General features: G+C 61.8%; 20 protein-coding genes. 16 read left to right on the top strand and 4 right to left on the bottom strand.

What is annotated here, in order from left to right:
* Positions 1-56: 56 nt before the first annotated feature.
* Complete coding sequence (hslV, locus tag BM216_RS24675) at positions 57-584, bottom strand: ATP-dependent protease subunit HslV (protein WP_093001873.1); 528 nt, start codon at positions 582-584, stop codon at positions 57-59.
* A 226-nt stretch (positions 585-810) separates the two neighbouring features.
* Here hslV and hisB point away from each other — a divergent pair, with 226 nt between their 5' ends.
* Genes hisB through coaA form a run of 7 tightly spaced genes read left to right on the top strand, consistent with a single transcriptional unit; the run spans position 811 to position 5,480 of the window.
* Positions 811-1,419, top strand: a complete 609-nt coding sequence (gene hisB / locus BM216_RS24670) for an imidazoleglycerol-phosphate dehydratase HisB (protein ID WP_093001902.1) — start codon at positions 811-813, stop codon at positions 1,417-1,419.
* Between the two features lie 19 nt (positions 1,420-1,438).
* Positions 1,439-1,921: a DUF2628 domain-containing protein gene (locus BM216_RS24665; RefSeq protein WP_177230896.1), complete on the top strand. Its 483-nt coding sequence runs from the start codon at positions 1,439-1,441 to the stop codon at positions 1,919-1,921.
* The gene (gene hisH, locus BM216_RS24660) at positions 1,921-2,571 is read left to right on the top strand and encodes an imidazole glycerol phosphate synthase subunit HisH (RefSeq protein ID WP_093001871.1); all 651 of its coding nucleotides are present in this window, start codon (positions 1,921-1,923) and stop codon (positions 2,569-2,571) included. Before BM216_RS24665 ends, hisH begins: the two co-directional genes overlap by 1 nt.
* Positions 2,572-2,601: 30 nt before the next feature.
* Positions 2,602-3,345, top strand: a complete 744-nt coding sequence (hisA, locus tag BM216_RS24655; RefSeq protein WP_093001870.1) for a 1-(5-phosphoribosyl)-5-[(5-phosphoribosylamino)methylideneamino]imidazole-4-carboxamide isomerase — start codon at positions 2,602-2,604, stop codon at positions 3,343-3,345.
* Positions 3,342-4,130 carry an imidazole glycerol phosphate synthase subunit HisF gene (gene hisF / locus BM216_RS24650; RefSeq protein WP_093001869.1) on the top strand — a complete coding sequence of 263 codons (789 nt, stop codon included), beginning with the start codon at positions 3,342-3,344 and terminating at the stop codon, positions 4,128-4,130. The genes hisA and hisF overlap by 4 nt, the downstream gene beginning before the upstream one ends.
* A gap of 40 nt (positions 4,131-4,170) precedes the next feature.
* Complete coding sequence (locus BM216_RS24645; RefSeq protein ID WP_093001868.1) at positions 4,171-4,494, top strand: phosphoribosyl-ATP diphosphatase; 324 nt, start codon at positions 4,171-4,173, stop codon at positions 4,492-4,494.
* On the top strand, positions 4,491-5,480 hold the full coding sequence (gene coaA / locus BM216_RS24640; RefSeq protein WP_093001867.1) for a type I pantothenate kinase: 990 nt from the start codon (positions 4,491-4,493) through the stop codon (positions 5,478-5,480). Before BM216_RS24645 ends, coaA begins: the two co-directional genes overlap by 4 nt.
* 16 nt (positions 5,481-5,496) lie before the next feature.
* Here the strand turns inward: coaA and BM216_RS24635 are convergent, their stop codons facing one another.
* The 3 genes from BM216_RS24635 to BM216_RS24625 all read right to left on the bottom strand — a co-directional run bounded on the left by BM216_RS24635 (position 5,497) and on the right by BM216_RS24625 (position 8,284).
* Positions 5,497-6,108, bottom strand: a complete 612-nt coding sequence (locus BM216_RS24635; protein WP_093001866.1) for an alpha-ketoglutarate-dependent dioxygenase AlkB family protein — start codon at positions 6,106-6,108, stop codon at positions 5,497-5,499.
* Positions 6,109-6,123: 15 nt separating this feature from the next.
* On the bottom strand, positions 6,124-6,558 hold the full coding sequence (gene arfB, locus BM216_RS24630; protein ID WP_093001901.1) for an alternative ribosome rescue aminoacyl-tRNA hydrolase ArfB: 435 nt from the start codon (positions 6,556-6,558) through the stop codon (positions 6,124-6,126).
* Between the two features lie 115 nt (positions 6,559-6,673).
* The gene (locus BM216_RS24625) at positions 6,674-8,284 is read right to left on the bottom strand and encodes a phosphoenolpyruvate carboxykinase (protein WP_093001865.1); all 1,611 of its coding nucleotides are present in this window, start codon (positions 8,282-8,284) and stop codon (positions 6,674-6,676) included.
* A 350-nt stretch (positions 8,285-8,634) separates the two neighbouring features.
* On the opposite strand from BM216_RS24625, the gene BM216_RS24620 reads away from it, so the two are divergent.
* The 9 genes from BM216_RS24620 to BM216_RS24580 all read left to right on the top strand — a co-directional run bounded on the left by BM216_RS24620 (position 8,635) and on the right by BM216_RS24580 (position 19,075).
* Positions 8,635-9,354 (top strand): response regulator transcription factor, encoded by a 720-nt coding sequence (locus BM216_RS24620; RefSeq protein WP_093001900.1) that lies wholly within the window; start codon positions 8,635-8,637, stop codon positions 9,352-9,354.
* Between the two features lie 108 nt (positions 9,355-9,462).
* Positions 9,463-11,214, top strand: coding sequence for a sensor histidine kinase (locus BM216_RS24615; RefSeq protein WP_244530310.1), 1,752 nt, complete (start codon positions 9,463-9,465; stop codon positions 11,212-11,214).
* Positions 11,211-11,678 carry an HPr kinase/phosphorylase gene (locus tag BM216_RS24610; protein WP_093001864.1) on the top strand — a complete coding sequence of 156 codons (468 nt, stop codon included), beginning with the start codon at positions 11,211-11,213 and terminating at the stop codon, positions 11,676-11,678. The genes BM216_RS24615 and BM216_RS24610 overlap by 4 nt, the downstream gene beginning before the upstream one ends.
* Before the next feature lie 124 nt (positions 11,679-11,802).
* The gene (locus BM216_RS24605; RefSeq protein WP_093001863.1) at positions 11,803-12,204 is read left to right on the top strand and encodes a PTS sugar transporter subunit IIA; all 402 of its coding nucleotides are present in this window, start codon (positions 11,803-11,805) and stop codon (positions 12,202-12,204) included.
* Between the two features lie 13 nt (positions 12,205-12,217).
* Positions 12,218-12,493, top strand: a complete 276-nt coding sequence (locus BM216_RS24600; protein ID WP_093001862.1) for an HPr family phosphocarrier protein — start codon at positions 12,218-12,220, stop codon at positions 12,491-12,493.
* Positions 12,494-12,642: 149 nt separating this feature from the next.
* Positions 12,643-14,043: an adenosylhomocysteinase gene (gene ahcY / locus BM216_RS24595; RefSeq protein ID WP_093001861.1), complete on the top strand. Its 1,401-nt coding sequence runs from the start codon at positions 12,643-12,645 to the stop codon at positions 14,041-14,043.
* Positions 14,044-14,354: 311 nt separating this feature from the next.
* Complete coding sequence (locus BM216_RS24590; RefSeq protein ID WP_244530305.1) at positions 14,355-16,814, top strand: sensor histidine kinase; 2,460 nt, start codon at positions 14,355-14,357, stop codon at positions 16,812-16,814.
* Entirely contained in the window at positions 16,811-18,322 is a 1,512-nt protein-coding gene (gene tsaE, locus BM216_RS24585; RefSeq protein ID WP_093001859.1) for a tRNA (adenosine(37)-N6)-threonylcarbamoyltransferase complex ATPase subunit type 1 TsaE, read from the top strand. The genes BM216_RS24590 and tsaE overlap by 4 nt, the downstream gene beginning before the upstream one ends.
* 12 nt (positions 18,323-18,334) lie before the next feature.
* The gene (locus BM216_RS24580; RefSeq protein WP_093001858.1) at positions 18,335-19,075 is read left to right on the top strand and encodes a nucleotidyltransferase family protein; all 741 of its coding nucleotides are present in this window, start codon (positions 18,335-18,337) and stop codon (positions 19,073-19,075) included.
* Positions 19,076-19,078 lie beyond the last annotated feature (3 nt).

The raw sequence follows: 19,078 nt of genomic DNA, 5'->3' as shown, positions 1-19,078 counted from the left end.
TGCTCCGGCCGGCCGGATCGGCCCGGCCCACAGGACCCTCTTTCGGAAGTAGGCGGTTATTCGGCGTCGAGCGTTTCGACGACGAGATTGTGGTTTGTGTAGACGCAGATATCGGCAGCGATATCGAGTGCCTGGCGGGCGACATCTTCGGCGGATTTTTCCGAGTCCATCATCGCGCGGGCTGCGGCAAAGGCATAGTTGCCGCCGGAACCGATGGCGATCGTGCCATGCTCGGGCTCGAGAACATCGCCATTGCCGGTAATGGCGAGCGTCGTCGACTTGTCGGCGACCAGCATCATGGCTTCGAGATTGCGCAGGTACTTGTCCGTGCGCCAGTCCTTGGCGAGCTCGACGGCTGCGCGCATCAGCTGGCCGGGATATTGTTCGAGCTTCTTCTCAAGCCGGTCGAGCAGAGTGAAGGCGTCGGCCGTGGCACCGGCGAACCCGGCGATGACTTCGCCGCCTTTGCCGATGCGGCGCACCTTGCGGGCATTGCCCTTCATCACGGTCTGGCCGAGGCTCACCTGACCGTCGCCTGCCATGACGACCTTGCCGCCCTTCCTCACTGTAATAATCGTTGTCATCAATACACCTGTCTGCCCCTTTGAAAGCGGGCTCCTGGACCTCAAGAAATCCCGCCAAACCGCTCAGGCTTTGCCGGGATCACGTTGACACCTATGTATGTTGCGCAAGCCCGAATGCAATCTCGTCAGCTCCAATCGATATGCCGCCGCGGACACCCGTGCTTTTGCTGGATATTTCACCGGACGGCTGGTAAGGAGCCCGCAGACAAGCATGGAGCAGACCCGAATGGGCGAGACAGCAGCCACACGCACGGGAAGCGTTTCCCGCAAGACCAACGAGACCTCCGTCTCGGTTTCCGTCAATCTGGACGGCACCGGGACGTCGAAGATTTCGACGGGCGTCGGCTTCTTCGACCATATGCTCGACCAGCTTTCGCGACATTCGCTCATCGACATGGAAATCGAGGTGAAGGGTGACCTTTACGTCGACGACCATCATACGGTCGAGGATACGGGCATTGCGATCGGCCAAGCGATTTCCCAGGCGCTCGGCGACCGCCGCGGGATCACCCGCTATGCCTCGCTCGACCTCGCCATGGACGAGACGATGACCAAGGCGGCGATCGACGTTTCGGGCCGGCCGTTTCTCGTGTGGAACGTCGCATTCAGTTCGCCGAAGATCGGTACGTTCGACACGGAACTGGTGCGGGAATTCTTCCAGGCACTGGCGCAGAATGCCGGCATCACGCTGCATATCCTGAACCATTACGGCGCCAACAACCATCATATCGCCGAGACCTGCTTCAAATCCGTGGCGCGCGTTCTGCGCACTGCGACCGAAATCGATCCGCGGCAGGCCAATCGCGTTCCTTCGACCAAGGGAACGCTTGCCTGATCGCTTGAGGAGAAGATCCTTGAGAAGCTATCTCGTCCTGACGCCACCGGGTGGTCCCGACAAGGAGCACCGCTCGACCCTGATCCTGCCCGACGGGTTCTCGTGGGCGGCTCTGCTGTTTCCGTGGATCTGGCTGATCTGGCATAGGCTCTGGATTGTGGGAATCCTTGTGTTTCTGGTCCAGGGTGCGGCCATCGCCCTTCTCGCCGTTCCGGGCTTCGCCCTAGCGGGTGCCTTGCTTGGCTTGGCAACGAGCCTTCTCGTTGCGCTGGAAGGCCGCAATCACTATGGCAATTCGCTCATCCGTCGCGGCTGGGTGCTTGAGCGCGTGATCAGCGCGCCCGATCTCCGAGCTGCGGAAGACATCTATTTTTCCAGCCTGCCAAAGCCGGCGCAGCAGCCGCTGCCATCGCCGTCGGACTGGGCAAAACATGCAAAAACACCGCCGGCTTCGGGCTGGCAGGGCCCGGCTCTCGGGCTCTTCGATCACGGAGGACGCTGATGCGCGTCGCAATCATAGACTACGGCTCGGGCAACCTGCGCTCGGCCACAAAGGCCTTCGAACGGGCCGCGCGTGAAGCCGGCATCGATGCCACGATCGACCTGACCGACAAGCCGGACGCCGTCGCCGGTGCCGACCGCGTCGTGCTGCCGGGCGTCGGCGCCTATGCCGACTGCCGCGCCGGCCTCGGTGCCGTCTCCGGCATGCATGAAGCGCTGATCGAGACCGTCGAGAAGAAGGCCCGCCCCTTCCTCGGCATCTGTGTCGGCATGCAGCTCATGTCCTCGCGCGGGCTTGAAAAGACCACGACCGAAGGGTTTGGCTGGATCAAGGGCGATGTCGTCGAAATGACGCCGTCCGATGCCGAATTGAAAATCCCGCAGATCGGCTGGAACACGCTGACGCTGAACACCCCTCACCCGCTTTTCGACGGCATTCCGACCGGGCCGGACGGGCTGCACGCCTATTTCGTGCATTCCTACCATATGGCCGCAGCCAATCCGGCCGAGGTGATTGCCACGACCGAGTATGGTGGCGCGATGACCGCCTTCGTCGGACGCGACAACATGGCGGGCTCGCAGTTCCACCCGGAAAAGAGCCAGACGCTCGGCCTTGCCCTGATTTCCAATTTCCTGCGCTGGAAGCCGTAAGGCTCGCGCTCATCTACAGGACCGAACAGAATGATCCTTTTTCCGGCTATCGATCTCAAGGACGGCCAGTGCGTGCGCCTCAAGCTCGGCGACATGGACCAGGCGACCGTCTACAATCCCGACCCCGGCGCCCAGGCCAAGGCCTTCGAGCACCAGGGTTTCGAATGGCTTCACGTCGTTGACCTCAACGGGGCATTCGCCGGCGGGAGCGTCAATGGCGCAGCCGTCGACGCGATCCTGAAGGCGACGAAGAACCCGGTTCAGCTCGGTGGTGGCATCCGCACGCTCGAGCATATCGAGAGCTGGCTTTCCCGCGGACTGGCGCGCGTGATCCTCGGCACCGTCGCGGTTCGTGATCCGGCGCTGGTCATCGAGGCCTGCAAGCAGTTTCCGGGCAAGGTCGCGGTCGGCATCGACGCCAAGGGCGGCAAGGTGGCGGTCGAAGGCTGGGCGGAAGCGTCCGAACTCGGCGTGATCGAGCTTGCGAAGAAATTCGAGGGCGCAGGCGTCTCGGCGATCATCTACACCGACATCGACCGCGATGGCATTCTGGCCGGCATCAATTGGACCTCTACACTGGAACTGGCGGACGCCGTTTCGATACCAGTCATCGCCTCGGGCGGGCTTGCCTCGATGGACGACATCCGCCGGATGCTGCAGCCCGACGCCAGCCGCCTCGAAGGTGCGATTTCAGGCCGGGCGCTTTATGACGGCCGCATCGATCCGGCGGAAGCGCTGGCGCTGATCCGTGCCGAGAAAGGGCGTGCAGCATGACCCTTAAGGCCCGCGTCATCCCCTGCCTCGACGTGAAAGACGGCCGCGTCGTCAAGGGCGTCAACTTCGTCGACCTGATCGATGCCGGTGATCCGGTCGAGGCCGCCAAGGCCTATGATGCCGCCGGTGCCGACGAGCTCTGCTTCCTCGACATCACCGCGTCTTCCGACAACCGCGAGACGATCTTCGACGTGGTGGCGCGCACTGCCGAGCATTGCTTCATGCCGCTCACCGTCGGTGGCGGCGTGCGGCAGGTGGCCGATATCCGCAAGCTGCTGCTGGCCGGCGCCGACAAGGTCTCGATCAATTCGGCGGCCGTGAACAATCCGGATTTCGTCGCCGAGGCAGCCGACAAGTTCGGCAACCAGTGCATCGTCGTGTCGATCGACGCCAAGCGCCGGCTAACGCAGAAGGTCGGCGGCGACAATCGCTCGGAATGGGAAATCTACACCCATGGCGGCCGTACCGCGACCGGGATCGATGCGATCGAGTTCGCGCAGAAGATGGTCGAGCGTGGTGCCGGCGAGTTGCTCGTCACCTCGATGGACCGCGATGGAACCAAGATCGGCTACGATCTGGAACTGACGCGGACGATTGCCGACTCGGTGCGCGTTCCGGTCATCGCCTCCGGAGGCGTCGGCAACCTCGACGACCTCGTGGCAGGCGTCAAGGAAGGCCACGCGACGGCGGTCCTGGCCGCATCGATTTTCCACTTCGGCACCTATTCGATCGGTGAGGCGAAGCGCTATATGTCCGATCATGGCATTGCCATGCGGCTCGACTGATCTTTTTAAGAGATGATGAGCGGGACTGGAGGAGACAGTTTTGAGTGAATTCACCCTGAGCGATCTGGAAAAGATCGTCGCGCAGCGTGCCGCAGCATCGCCGGAGGAATCCTGGACGGCTAAACTCGTGGCTGCCGGCCAGACCAAGGCCGCCAAAAAGCTTGGCGAGGAAGCGGTCGAGACCGTGATTGCGGCCGTCGCGCAGGACCGCAAGGAGCTTGTGTCGGAAAGCGCCGACCTCGTCTATCATCTGTTGGTCGTATTGAAGATTGCAGGCATCCCGTTGCAGGATGTGGTCGATGAACTTCACCGCAGGACCGGTCAGTCCGGCCTGCAGGAAAAGGCGAGCCGGCCCGCGTCATGAACATCGTTCCCCAGCCTGCCGAACCCATGGATAGCGGCATGAGCACGGAATATTACTCGCCCTACCATCACTTCAGTGCCGAAGAATGGGCAAAATTCCGCGCCGATACGCCGCTGACGCTGAAAGCGGACGAGATCTCCCGCCTGCGTTCGCTGGACGACCCGATCAATATCGACGAGGTGCGGCGGATCTACCTGTCGCTGTCGCGCCTGCTTTCGACCCATGTCGAGGCATCACAGCGGCTGTTTCGTCAGCGCAACCGGTTCCTGAGCCTGCCGGACGCTTCAAAGACGCCCTTTATCATCGGCATTGCCGGCTCGGTCGCGGTGGGCAAGTCGACGACGGCCCGCGTGCTGAAAGAGCTTTTGGCCCGCTGGCCATCGAGCCCGAAAGTGGACCTGATCACCACCGACGGCTTCCTTTATCCGAACGCGGTGCTCAGCCGTGAAAACCTGATGGAGCGCAAGGGCTTTCCGGAAAGCTACGATATCGGCCAGATCCTGCGCTTTCTCTCCGCCATCAAGGCCGGCGAGCTCAACGTCAAGGCGCCGCGCTACTCGCACCTGACCTATGACGTGCTGCCTGACGAATTCACCCTCGTCGACCGCCCGGACATCCTGATCTTCGAGGGCATCAACGTGCTGCAATCGCGCGCCCTGCCCTCGGACGGCAAGATCGTGCCCATCGTTTCCGACTTCTTCGACTTCTCGATCTATATCGACGCGGAGGAGGAACAGATCCATCAATGGTATGTGCAGCGCTTCATGAAGCTGCGCGAAACCGCCTTCCGCGACCCGACATCGTTCTTCAAGAAATATGCCGCCATCGATACCGATGCCGCCATGGCCGTTGCCGAAGGTCTCTGGGAAAACATCAACCTGAAGAACCTGCGCCAGAACATCCTGCCGACACGTCCCCGCGCCGACATCATCCTGCGCAAGGGCCGTGACCACTTTATCGAGACGGTGTCGCTCAGAAAGCTTTGAGCGACACATCCCTGCGTTACGGGTTGACCCGACGCAGGGTGAGATTGATGCGACCGCCGTTTTTCAGAAGCGTCGACGTGCCGGGATAGATCCGGTCGACCCCATGGAAGGCGAGACGTCCCTCCCCGCCGAGCAGCACAATGTCACCGCTCGACAGCTTGAAGGATCCCGTCGGATCCTTGCGGTCGAGACCACCGACGCGGAACAGACAGGTATTGCCGAGCGAGATCGACAGGACCGGCGCGGAAAATTCCACCTCGTCCCTATCCTGATGCAGGCCCATCTTCGCGTTGTCGGAATAGAAGTTCACCAGGCAGGCTTCCGGCGGCTTCGGATAGCCTGCCAGTTGCTCCCACATCTCGACCAGTTCCGGCGGCATGGCCGGCCACGGCTTTCCGGTCGCCGGGTGGGTCGGCTGATAGCGATAGCCCCGTTCCTTGTCCGTCACCCAGCCGAGAGGACCGCAATTGGTCATCCGGACCGACATCGGCTTTCCGGTGCCGGGCATGGCGGGAACGTAAAGCGGCGCCTCGGCGACGATCCGGCGGATGGCTTCCACCAGATGTTCCTGCGCCGCACGATCGAGAAAGCCCGGTAGGTGGCGAATTCCGTTCGGCAATGTCGCCATGTCCACTCTCCCCGCTCAGTCCCCGGTCGGCTTGCCGCGCATCTTCTTTACGTCCGATCGACCTGATTTCGCCTTGAGCCGCCGTTCGACCGAACCTTTGGTAGGCTTGGTGGCCTTCCGGACCGGCGGCGGCGGCTTGGCTGCCTCCAGAACCAGTTCCTTCAGCCGCTCGCGCGCCTCTTCGCGATTTCGCTCCTGGCTGCGGGACTTGCTGGCCTCGATCATCAGCACGCCGTCTTTCGATACCCGCCTCCCCGCGAGCTTCAAGGCGTTCGCCTTGACGCGTTCGGGAAGCGACGGCGAATTGACGATGTCGAAGAACAGCTGGACGGCGGTCGAAACCTTGTTGACGTTCTGCCCACCGGGTCCGCCCGCGAGAACGAACTGTTCCGTCAGTTCCCATGCTGCGATGGTGATTCGGCTGTTGATGACGAGGGGATTGCTGGCCATGACCGTCTGATTGTCGCTGTTGGCCCGCATCTTTCCCACAAAGCCGGACAAAAGAAAACCGCCGGCCGGAGGTAAGTCCAGGCCGACGGTTCCACGTGAATCACACGTCTTGCGATTACTCGGCTGCGATCAGCAATCCAGGTGCTGCATCCTTGACCTTGGCGTCGACATGGGCCTCGAACTTCTCGAAGTTCTTGATGAACATCGAGACAAGCTTGGCCGCCTGGTTGTCATAGGCAAGCCCATCGGCCCAGGTCGAGCGCGGATCGAGGATCGCGTTCTCGACGCCGTCGACCGAGACCGGCACGGCGAAGCCGAAATTGGCGTCGGTGCGGAACTCGGCATTCTTCAGGCTGCCGTTAAGCGCAGAGGTCAGAAGCGCGCGGGTCGCCTTGATCGGCATGCGGCGGCCGGTGCCGTAGGCGCCGCCGGTCCAGCCGGTGTTGACCAGCCAGCAATCGACGCCGTGCTTGGCGATCAGTTCCTTGAGCAGGTTGCCGTATTCCGCCGGGTGACGCGGCATGAACGGCGCGCCGAAGCAGGTCGAGAAGGTCGCTTCCGGCTCGGTCACGCCCTTTTCCGTTCCGGCAACCTTGGCGGTGTAGCCGGACAGGAAGTGGTACATGGCCTGTTCAGGCGTCAGCTTGGCGATCGGTGGCATGACGCCGAAGGCATCGGCGGTCAGCATGATGATCGTCTTCGGATGCGGCGCAAGGCCGGTCTCCGAGGCGTTCGGGATGAAATGCAGCGGATAGGCGCTACGGGTGTTTTCCGTCAGCGAATTATCGTCGAAATCCGGAACGCGGTTCTCGTCCAGCACGACATTTTCCAGCACCGTGCCAAAACGGCGGGTCGCGGAGTAGATTTCCGGCTCGGCTTCGGCGGAAAGCTTGATCGCCTTGGCGTAGCAGCCGCCTTCGAAGTTGAAGACGCCGTTTTCGCCCCAGCCATGCTCGTCGTCACCGATCAGCGTGCGGGCCGGGTCGGCCGACAGCGTGGTCTTGCCGGTGCCGGAAAGGCCGAAGAAGACGGCCGTATCGCCATCCTTGCCGACATTGGCGGAGCAATGCATCGGCATGACGCCGGTGGCCGGCAGGAGATAGTTCAGGACGGTAAAGACGGACTTCTTGTTTTCACCGGCATAGGACGTGCCGCCGATCAGGACGAGACCGTTGGCGAGATCGCAGGCAATCACTGTTTCCGAACGGCAGCCGTGACGCTCGGGATCGGCCTTGAAGCTCGGAAGGTTGATGATGGTCAGCTTCTGCTCGAACGTCGTGAGCGTGTCGCGCTTGGGACGGATCAGAAGATTGCGGATGAACAGGGCATGCCAAGCAAGCTCAGTGACAACGCGGGTCGGCAGGGCATTATCCTGGTCGGCGCCACCAACCAGATCCTGCACATAGAGTTCCCGGCCGGCGGCATGGGCCAGCATGTCGGCCTTCAGCACGGCGAAATGCTCGGGAGACATCGGCTTGTTGTTGTCCCACCAGATCTTGTCTTCGGTGGTCGCGTCGCGCACCACGAACTTGTCCTTCGGGGAGCGACCCGTGTGCTGACCAGTCACGGCGCGCAGTGCGCCGTCGATGGTCAGATCAGCCTCGCCCTTGCGCAGGGCTTCTTCATAAAGCTCGACCTCGGACAAATTGTAGCTGACGCGCGAGACCTTCTCGAGGCCGATCGCCGCCACACCATTTGCCGGGTTAAATTGTCCAAGCTGCTGCATACGCGCCTACCTCCGTCTACGTTTTACGATTGGCCGTGGCGAGGAAACTAGTTGCTGTTTTTTAAAACGGCAAGCCGGGATTTCTGAATAACTCAACGAAATCAATAAATTAATCGATTTAAAGAAATTTATTTCGTTTTAAATCGTTTTATTGAGCGTTTTAGTGCGCTGCAAAAACGTCGTGATTGAGGCGGAAAACGACAGGGAGCCACAACCATCCGGATTGCAAGCACTTTGACTTTGCCACAATTTGTTCCACCTTTCTACTCATGAAGCGCATGGCGAGGGCTGGGAACTGTCTAACAGTCATTCCAGGAGATGCGCAGAAAATGGCAATGGAGACGGACGGCATGCAGACTATCGCGCTCGTAGACGACGACCGGAATATTTTGACCTCGGTGTCGATCGCGCTCGAGGCGGAGGGTTACAAGGTCGAGACTTATACGGACGGCGCTTCGGCTCTGGACGGTCTCGTTGCCCGCCCGCCGCAGCTCGCCATCTTCGACATCAAGATGCCCCGCATGGACGGCATGGAACTGCTACGCCGTCTGCGCCAGAAATCGGACCTGCCGGTCATCTTCCTGACGTCCAAGGATGAGGAGATCGACGAATTGTTCGGTCTCAAGATGGGCGCGGACGACTTCATCACCAAGCCGTTCTCGCAGCGCCTTCTGGTGGAGCGGGTCAAGGCGATCCTGCGCCGCGCCGGCAATCGCGAGCTGCAGGCAACGGGTGCGAAGCCTACGCCTGACCAGCAGGCGGCGCGCACACTGGAGCGCGGCCAGCTGCTGATGGACCAGGAACGTCATACCTGCACCTGGAAGGGCGAACCGGTGACGCTGACCGTCACGGAATTCCTCATCCTTCACTCCCTGGCGCAGCGCCCTGGCGTCGTGAAGAGCCGCGATGCGCTGATGGACGCGGCCTATGACGAACAGGTCTATGTCGACGACCGCACCATCGACAGCCACATCAAGCGCCTTCGCAAGAAGTTCAAGATGGTTGACACGGATTTCGACATGATCGAAACCCTCTACGGCGTCGGTTACCGCTTCCGCGAAGCGGCCTGAGGCGGATCAAGATTACCACCGCTTAACTTGAAGCCACGACCGGGTCAGCGATAGACTGGCCCGGTGGAAGGACTGAACGTGGCAGACAGACTGCTTGAAAATCCTGCGATCGAGACCGCACCGGCGAGGCGCAGCGGCCGTCGGCTGTGGCCGCGGTCGTTCACGCTGATCCGACGGCTGTTCGGGCATGCGGTGTTTTCCAGCCTGACACGCCGCATCCTGTTCTTCAACATCGCGGCCACTGTCGTCCTCGTCGCCGGCATTCTCTACCTCAACCAGTTCCGCGAAGGGCTGATCGACGCGCGTGTCGAAAGCCTGCTGACCCAGGGCGAAATCATTTCGGCCGCGGTCTCGGCATCGGCTTCGGTCGATACCAATTCGATCACCATCGATCCCGAAAAGCTGCTGGAGCTGCAGGCCGGCCAGAGCATCACGCCGGTTCCGAATGACGAGGACCTCGATTTTCCGATCGATCCCGAGCGCGTCGCTCCCGTCCTGCGTCGGCTGATCTCGCCGACAAGGACGCGCGCCCGCCTGTTCGATGCCGATGCGAACCTGCTGCTCGACAGCCGCCATCTCTATTCCCGCGGCCAGGTCCTGCGCTACGACCTCCCACCGGTCGAAAACGAGACGCAGACCTGGAGCGAATGGATGTCCGGCATGTTCAACCGGCTGCTGCAGCCGGGCAACCTGCCGATCTACAAGGAAGCGCCGGGCGGCGACGGCTCGATCTATCCGGAGGTGATGAACGCGCTGACCGGCGTCCGCGGCGCGCTCGTGCGTATCACCGACCGGGGCGAACTGATCGTCTCGGTGGCCGTGCCGGTGCAGCGCTATCGCGCCGTGCTTGGCGTGCTGCTGCTCTCGACCCAGGCCGGCGATATCGACAAGATCGTTCATGCGGAGCGCCTGGCCATCATGCGCGTCTTCGGCGTGGCGACGCTCGTCAATATCGTGCTGTCGCTGCTTCTGTCGTCGACCATCGCCAATCCGCTGCGCCGCCTGTCTGCTGCCGCGATCCGGGTGCGCAGGGGCGCCAAGCAGCGCGAGGAAATACCGGACTTCTCCTATCGCCAGGACGAGATCGGCAACCTGTCGATCGCGGTGCGCGACATGACGAATGCGCTTTACGACCGTATCGATGCGATCGAGAGTTTCGCGGCAGATGTCAGCCACGAGCTGAAAAACCCGCTGACCTCGCTGCGCAGCGCGGTGGAAACCCTGCCGCTCGCCAAGTCTGAAGAATCCAAGCAGCGGCTGACGGAGATCATCTTCCATGACGTGCGCCGCCTGGACCGGTTGATCAGCGACATTTCCGATGCCTCGCGCCTCGACGCCGAGCTTGCCCGCACCGATTCCGCGCCTATCGACATGGAAACGCTGCTGACCAACCTTGTGGATATCTCCCGGCAGATCCGCAGCGGACGCAAGCCCGTCGAGATCGACCTCACTGTCGACGGCAAGGGCGCCGACCGCCATGCCTATATGGTCAACGGCCACGACCTGCGTCTCGGCCAGATCATCACGAACCTGATCGAAAACGCCCGGTCCTTCGTGCCCGAGAAAGGTGGAAAGCTGACCATTCGCCTCTCCCGCATCCGGGAAAAAGTCGTCATCACGGTCGACGACAATGGTCCGGGCATCCAGGCGGAGAACATCGACCGCATCTTCGAGCGTTTCTACACCGACAGGCCCGACGGCGAGAGCTTTGGCCAGAATTCCGGCCTCGGCCTCTCCATCAGCCGTCAGATCGCGGAGGCGCATGGCGGATCGCTGAAGGCCGAAAACCAGCACGGCAGGGAGCAGGAAGTCACCGGTGCGCGCTTCACGCTGTCGCTTCCGGCCGGCGGCACGGCGTGACGCCCGCGCCTCGCAATATCCACGCCACGGCGATCGTCATCGGCAATCGCGGACTTTTATTTGTCGGGCCGCCCGGCATCGGCAAGTCGATGATGGCGTTCACGTGCCTTGCCGTCGCCCGCCGCGAAAACGTCCGCTCGCTTCTGATTGCAGACGATCAGGTCTTCATCAACCGCGACGGAGACAGGATCGTTGCAACCTGCCCACCGGCCATTGCCGGAATGATGGAGCTGCGCGGCAGCGGGATCGTTGCAATCGACAATATCGCCGCTGCCCCGATCGACCTTGCCATACGGGTGATTTCGCTCGCCGATTGCGAGCGCCTGCCGCCAGAAAGTGAAGAGTTCCAACTGGAGAATATCGGGGCGCTGCCGCTGGTGCGGATAGCAAACACTGCAATGGATCCGCTGGCCGTCATCGGAGCCCTTGTGCCCGGCTGGCGAAGCGAAGCGCCGTTCTGGTGATTTGTGCGCCCGATTTTTTGACTTGAACTTCAACTCTAGTTGGCGAAGATGGCATCCCGCCGCTGGACGGCACTATTGCGTTGCGATAAGGGCCGCGAGTTTTGAAATCAGGGGGCGTATTTTCATGATCGGACTGGTGCTTGTCACTCATGGCAAGCTGGCTGAGGAATTCCGACACGCCGTGGAGCATGTCGTTGGACCTCAGAAATTCATAGAGACCGTGTGTATTGGTCCCGAAGACGACATGGATCAGAGACGGCAGGATATTCTCGACGCAGTGGGGCGGGCGAATGCCGGCAACGGCGTCATCATCCTGACCGACATGTTCGGCGGAACGCCCTCCAACCTGTCCATCTCCGTGATGGACAGCGGTACGACCGAAGTAATCGCGGGCATGAACCTGCCCATGCTGATCAAGCTTGCCGGGGTGCGCGGCGAGAACGACATGGAAAGAGCCTTGGCCGAGGCCTCCGATGCCGGTCGCAAATATATCAACGTGGCCAGCCGCGTTCTCAGCGGCAAGTGAGACAAGAACAAGAATGTCCCCCCTCTCCCGCCAGTTTCAGATCGTCAACAAGCGCGGGCTGCATGCCCGGGCATCGGCAAAGTTTGTCCAGATGGTGGAAAACTTCGATGCCACGATCACCGTCTCCAAGGACGGCTCGAGCGTCGGCGGCACCTCGATCATGGGCTTGATGATGCTGGCCGCCAGCACTGGCTGTTGCATCGACGTCGTCGCGGAAGGCCCGCAGGCGACGGAAGCGCTCGACGCACTCCAGGGCCTGATCGCAAATAAGTTCGGCGAGGAAGCCTGATCCAGCAGACATAAACATATAAAGACCTCTTTATATGACCGTTGCAACAAGCCGGAAAGCCTGCTAAACCGCCAGCGAGTTTTTGTGCTGCCGGTGCCAGACTTCGCACGACCGGCGGCTTATTCGAGCAACGAGATCTGGAGAGATTCATGAGCGCCGAAAAAGATTACGTCGTCGCGGACATCAACCTTGCCGCCTACGGCCGCAAGGAACTGGACATCGCTGAGACCGAAATGCCGGGCCTGATGTCCTGCCGCGAAGAATTCGGCACTTCCAAGCCGCTGAAGGGCGCACGCATTTCCGGCTCGCTGCACATGACGATCCAGACCGCGGTCCTGATCGAGACCCTGAAGGAACTCGGCGCGGACATCCGCTGGGCATCCTGCAACATCTTCTCGACCCAGGACCATGCTGCGGCCGCAATCGCCGTTGCCGGCATCCCGGTTTTCGCCGTCAAGGGTGAATCGCTGACCGAATACTGGGAATATACCGACCAGATCTTCCAGTGGGCCGATGGCGGATTCTCCAACATGATCCTCGATGATGGCGGCGACGCCACCATGTACATCCTGCTCGGCGCCCGTGCGGAAGCCGGCGAAGACGTGCTGTCGAACCCGGGTTCGGAAGAAGAAGAGATCCTGTTCGCGCAGATCAAGAAGCGCCTCGCAGCAACGCCCGGCTGGTTCACCAAGCAGCGCGACGCCATCAAGGGCGTCACCGAAGAGACCACCACGGGCGTTCACCGCCTCTACGATCTGTCCAAGAAGGGCCTGCTGCCCTTCCCGGCCATCAACGTCAACGACTCGGTCACCAAGTCCAAGTTCGACAACAAGTATGGCTGCAAGGAATCGCTGGTCGACGGCATTCGCCGCGGCACCGATGTGATGATGGCCGGCAAGGTTGCCGTCGTCTGCGGTTACGGCGACGTCGGCAAGGGTTCCGCTGCTTCGCTCGCCGGCGCCGGCGCCCGCGTCAAGGTTACCGAAATCGATCCGATCTGCGCCCTGCAGGCCGCCATGGACGGTTTCGAAGTCGTGCAGCTCGAAGACGTCGTCGCGACCGCCGACATCTTCATCACCACGACCGGCAACAAGGACGTCATCCGCATCGAGCATATGCGCGAGATGAAGGACATGGCGATCGTCGGCAATATCGGCCATTTCGACAACGAAATTCAGGTCGCAGCGCTGAAGAACCTCAAGTGGACCAACGTCAAGCCGCAGGTCGACATGATCGAGTTCCCGAAGGGCAACCGCATGATCCTTCTGTCGGAAGGCCGCCTCCTGAACCTCGGCAACGCCACCGGCCACCCGTCCTTCGTCATGTCCGCGTCGTTCACCAACCAGACGCTGGCCCAGATCGAACTCTTCACCAAGCAGGGCGAGTACAAGAACGACGTCTACATCCTGCCGAAGCAGCTCGACGAGAAGGTCGCGCGCCTGCATCTGGCCAAGCTCGGTGTGAAGCTTTCCGAACTTTCTGCGGAACAGGCAGCCTATATCGGTGTGTCGGCCCAGGGCCCGTTCAAGGCAGAACACTACCGCTACTAATCGCTAGCCGGTTAATCCACAACATCTTGTGGCCGCAGCCTTGACAAAGGCTGCGGCTTCTTTTTTGCCCCCGTCCCTTCCCGGTCTTTGCCTGAGCAAGTATTGTTTTCGGACTTGATTCGAACTCCGCCGAGCCATCGGCTTGGGGCAAGGTCGAAGTGGTATGTCTTGTCGATGAGCGGCAATTGGACGGAGACAGACCCGTTATGGCGGTAAAAAAAACGAGTCTGCTTAAGCGGACCGATCCAGATTCTGGCCCAGGCATGCGCTCTGGCTCCCGACCCTGCTTTGCAACAGGCAAACGCGGCGGCATGAGCCTTATGCGGCTCGCCCGATTTGGCCGTTCGCTTCTTTCGGGGACCGCGCTGATCGCGTTTCCGACGGCTGCCTTCGCGCAGGAGGCCGGCGTAAGCCGTCTGTTCACCTCCGCCGAAGTCGTCGTTTCCTCGCTCGTGCTGGGCGCGCTTGGCGCCGCCCTTCTCTCCGCCCTGTGGCTGGTTCGCCAGCGCGGCAATATGGAAGCCGAGACGGAAGAAATGCGCAGCGCGCTTTCCGACGCGCAGCAGCGGATTTCCAAATACGAAGCGCTGATCGCCGACAAGAACCGTCGCATCGTTGTCTGGGAAGGTCCTTCCAAGGCCGAACTTCTCGGACAGCTGCCCGTTGAAACCGGCGCACCGCAGGCGGATCGCGACTTTCTCGCCTTCGGCCGCTGGCTGCGCAGCAATTCAGCCGCGGAACTGGACAAGGCGATCGACCTGCTTCGCAGCCAGGCCCGCAGCTTCGACATGGTCGTCGAGACCAATCGCGACGAGGTGCTGGAAGTCCAGGGCCGCGTCTCCGGCGGCAAGGCCTTCGTCCGCTTCCTGGCGCTGAACAATCTTCGGGCGGAACTCGCCGAGCTCAAGATCGAGCGCGAGCGCCTGACCAACTCGATTTCCGTTTTCCAGTCACTGCTCGACACGATCGAACAGCCGGTCTGGCGTCGGGACACCCAAGGCAAGCTCGCCTGGGTCAACCACGCCTATGGCGACGCCGTCGATGCGACGAGCCCCGCCCAAGCCGTGACCGAAGGGCGCGAGCTGCTCGGCACGATCAGCCGGGAAATGATCAAGGCGACGGCAACTACGCTTTCTCCGTTCCACGACCGCCTTTCGACAGTGGTCCATGGCAACCGGGCGGTACTCGACGTCACCGACGTGGTGTCGACCGATGGGTCGGCCGGCATGGCGATCGATGTATCCGAGGCCGAGACGGTGCGCGAGGAACTGAAGCGCACGCTGAAGAGCCATGCCGAGACGCTCGACCATCTCGCGACGCCGGTCGCGATCTTCGACAGCCAGCGGCGGCTGCAGTTCTACAACCAGGCTTTCATACAGCTTTGGGGCCTGGACCTGCCCTTCCTTGAATCGAAGCCCGACAATAGTGAGCTTCTGGACAGGCTTCGCACCAACGGCAAGCTGCCCGAGCCCCTGAACTGGCGCAACTGGAAGGACATGGCGCTTGCCGTCTACCAGTCGCTCGACACCAAGACCGATACCTGGCACCTGCCGAACGGGCAGACGCTACGCGTCATCGCCACGGCTCACCCCCAAGGCGGCGCGACCTGGGTGTTCGAGAATCTCACCGAGCAGGTAGACCTCGAGGCCCGTTACAACACGCTGGTCCAGGTTCAGGGTGAAACCATCGATCACCTGACCGAAGGTGTCGCGGTGTTCGGTCCGGACGGACGCATCCGCCTCTCCAACCCCGCCTTCCGCGCGCTCTGGGGCATCACGGCCGAACAGGCGCAGCCCGGCACGCATATCAAGACGATCGAGGCCGCCTGTGCAGCCTCCTACGAAGAACCGGACGGCTGGCGCCGGTTCGCCCAGGCGCTCACCAATTTCGATGACGAACGGCAATCGCTGGACGGCACGTTCGAACTCTATTCGGGCCTGATCCTCGACTACGCCGTCACACCGCTGCCGAATGCCCAGACCATGCTGACCTTCGTCGACATGACGGCGAGTGCCAGGGCGGAAAAGGCGCTGAAGGAAAAGAACGAGGCGCTGCGCAAGGCCGACGAGCTGAAGAACGACTTCGTCCAGCACGTCTCCTACGAGCTGCGCTCTCCGCTGACCAACATAATCGGCTTCACCGACCTCCTGAAGACACCGGGCGTCGGACCGCTCAGCGAGCGTCAGGCCGAGTATATCGACCATATCTCGACGTCCTCCTCGGTTCTCTTGACCATCGTCAACGACATCCTGGATCTGGCCACCCTCGATGCCGGGATCATGGAGCTGAACTATTCGGAACTGGCGATCGAGGACCTGCTGGACGACGTCGCGATGCAGGTCGCCGATCGGCTGCAGGAAAACAACATGACGCTGGAGATCGTTGCGCCGACCGGCATGGGCACGATCACTGCCGACCAGCAGCGGCTGAAGCAGATCCTGCTCAAGCTCCTGACCAATGCGACGAATTTCGCGCCGGAAAACTCGACCATCACGCTGAACTGCTGGCGCGATCCGGGTAACGTCTTCTTCTCCGTGCGCGACCGCGGCCCGGGCATACCGCCCGACATGCTGCGCACCGTCTTCGACCGGTTCAAGGCGCAGGCCAAGGACGGCAAGCGCAGCGGCGCGGGCCTCGGCCTCTCCATCGTCGAGAGCTTCGTCCACCTGCATAACGGCGATGTCAGCATCGACAGCCGCGCGGGAGAAGGCACAACCGTCACCTGCCGCATCCCGGCCCGTTCGCCGGCCCATTCGGTCGCGGCCGAATGAGCAATGGCGCCGCCGTCACGCTGACGCTTTCGGGCGAGCGCGACACGATACTCCTCGGCGAGGATCTGGCGCTTGCTTTGAAGCCCGGCGATTGCCTGGCGCTGTCCGGCGATCTCGGCGCCGGAAAATCGACATTGGCCCGCGCCTTTCTGCGGGCAGTTGCAGACGATGACGAGCTGGAAGTCCCGAGCCCGACCTTCACGCTGGTTCAATCCTATGACCTCCGCATTCCTGTTGCGCATTTCGATCTCTACCGGCTGGGCGACGCGTCCGAGCTGGACGAGTTAGGCTTCGACGAGGCGCTTTCCTCCGGCATCTGCCTGGTTGAATGGCCGGAAATGGCTGAAAACCTGCTGCCGGCCGATCGAATCCGTCTGACGCTGGAGCATGACGGCCAAGGCCGCAAGGCGACGATCGCGGGGCCAGACGGTGCACTTGCCCGCATCCGCCGCGTCATCGCCATCCGTGAATTTCTGGCGAGCCAGGGCCACTCCAATGCCCGTCGCCGCTTTCTGACGGGCGATGCCTCAATGCGGGCCTATGAGAGCATCAGCACGGAAGCCGGCGAAACGATTATCCTGATGGACTGGCCGAAACGGCCGGATGGACCGCCGGTTCTGGACGGAAAACCCTATCCGAAGGTCGCCCATATCGCCGAGGACGCCTATCCTTTCGTGGCGATCTCCGACTATTTGCGCGAGATCGGGCTCGTGGCGCCGGAAGTGCTGGCGGTTGATTACGAGCAAGGCATCCTGCTGATCGAAAATCTCGGCAGTGATGGCGTGCTCTCCGAAGACGGACAGCCGATCGAGGATCGCTACCGGGAAAGCGTCGCCTGCCTTGCCGCCCTGCACGCCCATCCCGCCCGGCAGGATCTCGCCATGGCGGACGGCCATGTGCACCACATCCCGGATTTCGATCCGGTCGCGATGAAGATGGAAGCACGGCTGATCCTCGACTGGTACCTGCCCTGGAAGCGCGGCGAGCAGCCGTGCGATGCGGAGCGGCAGGACTATCTGGCGATCTGGGACGAGCTGATCGGCCAGCTCGGCGATGCCGAGAAGAACCTTCTGCTGCGCGACATGCACTCGCCGAACATCATCTGGCAGCCGGAAGAGATCGGTGTCCGCCGCGTCGGCCTGATCGATTTCCAGGATGCAATGATCGGGCCGACAGCCTACGACGTCGCCTCACTGGTACAGGATGCCCGCATCGACATCCCGAAGCCGCTGGCCGACCGGATGATGATCGACTATCTGGCGCTTCGCCATGCCCAGGGGAACTTCAACGAAGCCGGCTTCCTGAAAGCCTGGGCGATCATGGCGGCGCAGCGCAATTGCAAGCTGGCCGGCCTGTGGGTCCGGCTGAAAGAGCGCGACGGCAAGCCGCAATATATGAAGCACATGCCCCGCACTTTGAGGCATCTGTCCACGGCACTTGCCCATGAAACGCTCGCCCCCTTGCGCGATTGGTGCCGGCGGGCTGGAATAGAACTCCCCGAATCATAAATTAGGCCTGACATGACGACGAAAGCCCCCATCACCCAGGCGATGGTGCTTGCCGCGGGGCTTGGTACCCGTCTCAGGCCCATTACTGACACGATGCCGAAGCCGCTGGTGCCCGTCGCCGGCAAGCCGATGATTGATTACGGCCTCGACGCGCTGGCCGATGCCGGCGTAACCCGCGCCGTGGTCAACGTTCATCATTTCGCCGACCGGATGGAGGCTCATCTTGCCGCCTACCCCCGCCTCGACATCGTCGTGTCCGACGAGCGAGATCAGCTGATGAATTCCGGCGGCGGCCTGAAAAAGGGCCTTTCCCTGCTTTCTGCCGGCATCGTCTTCGTCATGAATGCCGATCTCTTCTGGATCGGCGAGACGCCGGGAAAATCCACCAACCTTCAGCGCTTAGCCGGATTCTTCGATCCCGCGGCAATGGACATGGCGCTGCTCTGCGTGCAGCTGGAGCACACCACCGGGCATAACGGCAAGAAGGATTTTCAGCTCGATTCCAATGGACGGCTGTCACGCTATGTCGATGGCGACAATCCCGTCGTCTATGCCGGCGCGATCGTGATGCAGTCCTCGCTGCTCCTCGACGCACCCGATGACGCCTTCAACCTCAATATCTATTTCGACAAGGCGATCGAAAAAGGCCGGCTCTACGGGCTGGTGATGGACGGCGAGTGGATCACGGTCGGTACGCCCGATGCACTTCCCGCAGCCGAGGCGGTGATCGCCCGCCACACCGAAAAGGCCTGACCC

The sequence above is a fragment of the Rhizobium sp. NFR07 genome (genome assembly GCF_900111905.1).
GTDB lineage: Bacteria > Pseudomonadota > Alphaproteobacteria > Rhizobiales > Rhizobiaceae > Neorhizobium.
This window is presented reverse-complemented; position numbering and strand designations above follow the sequence as displayed.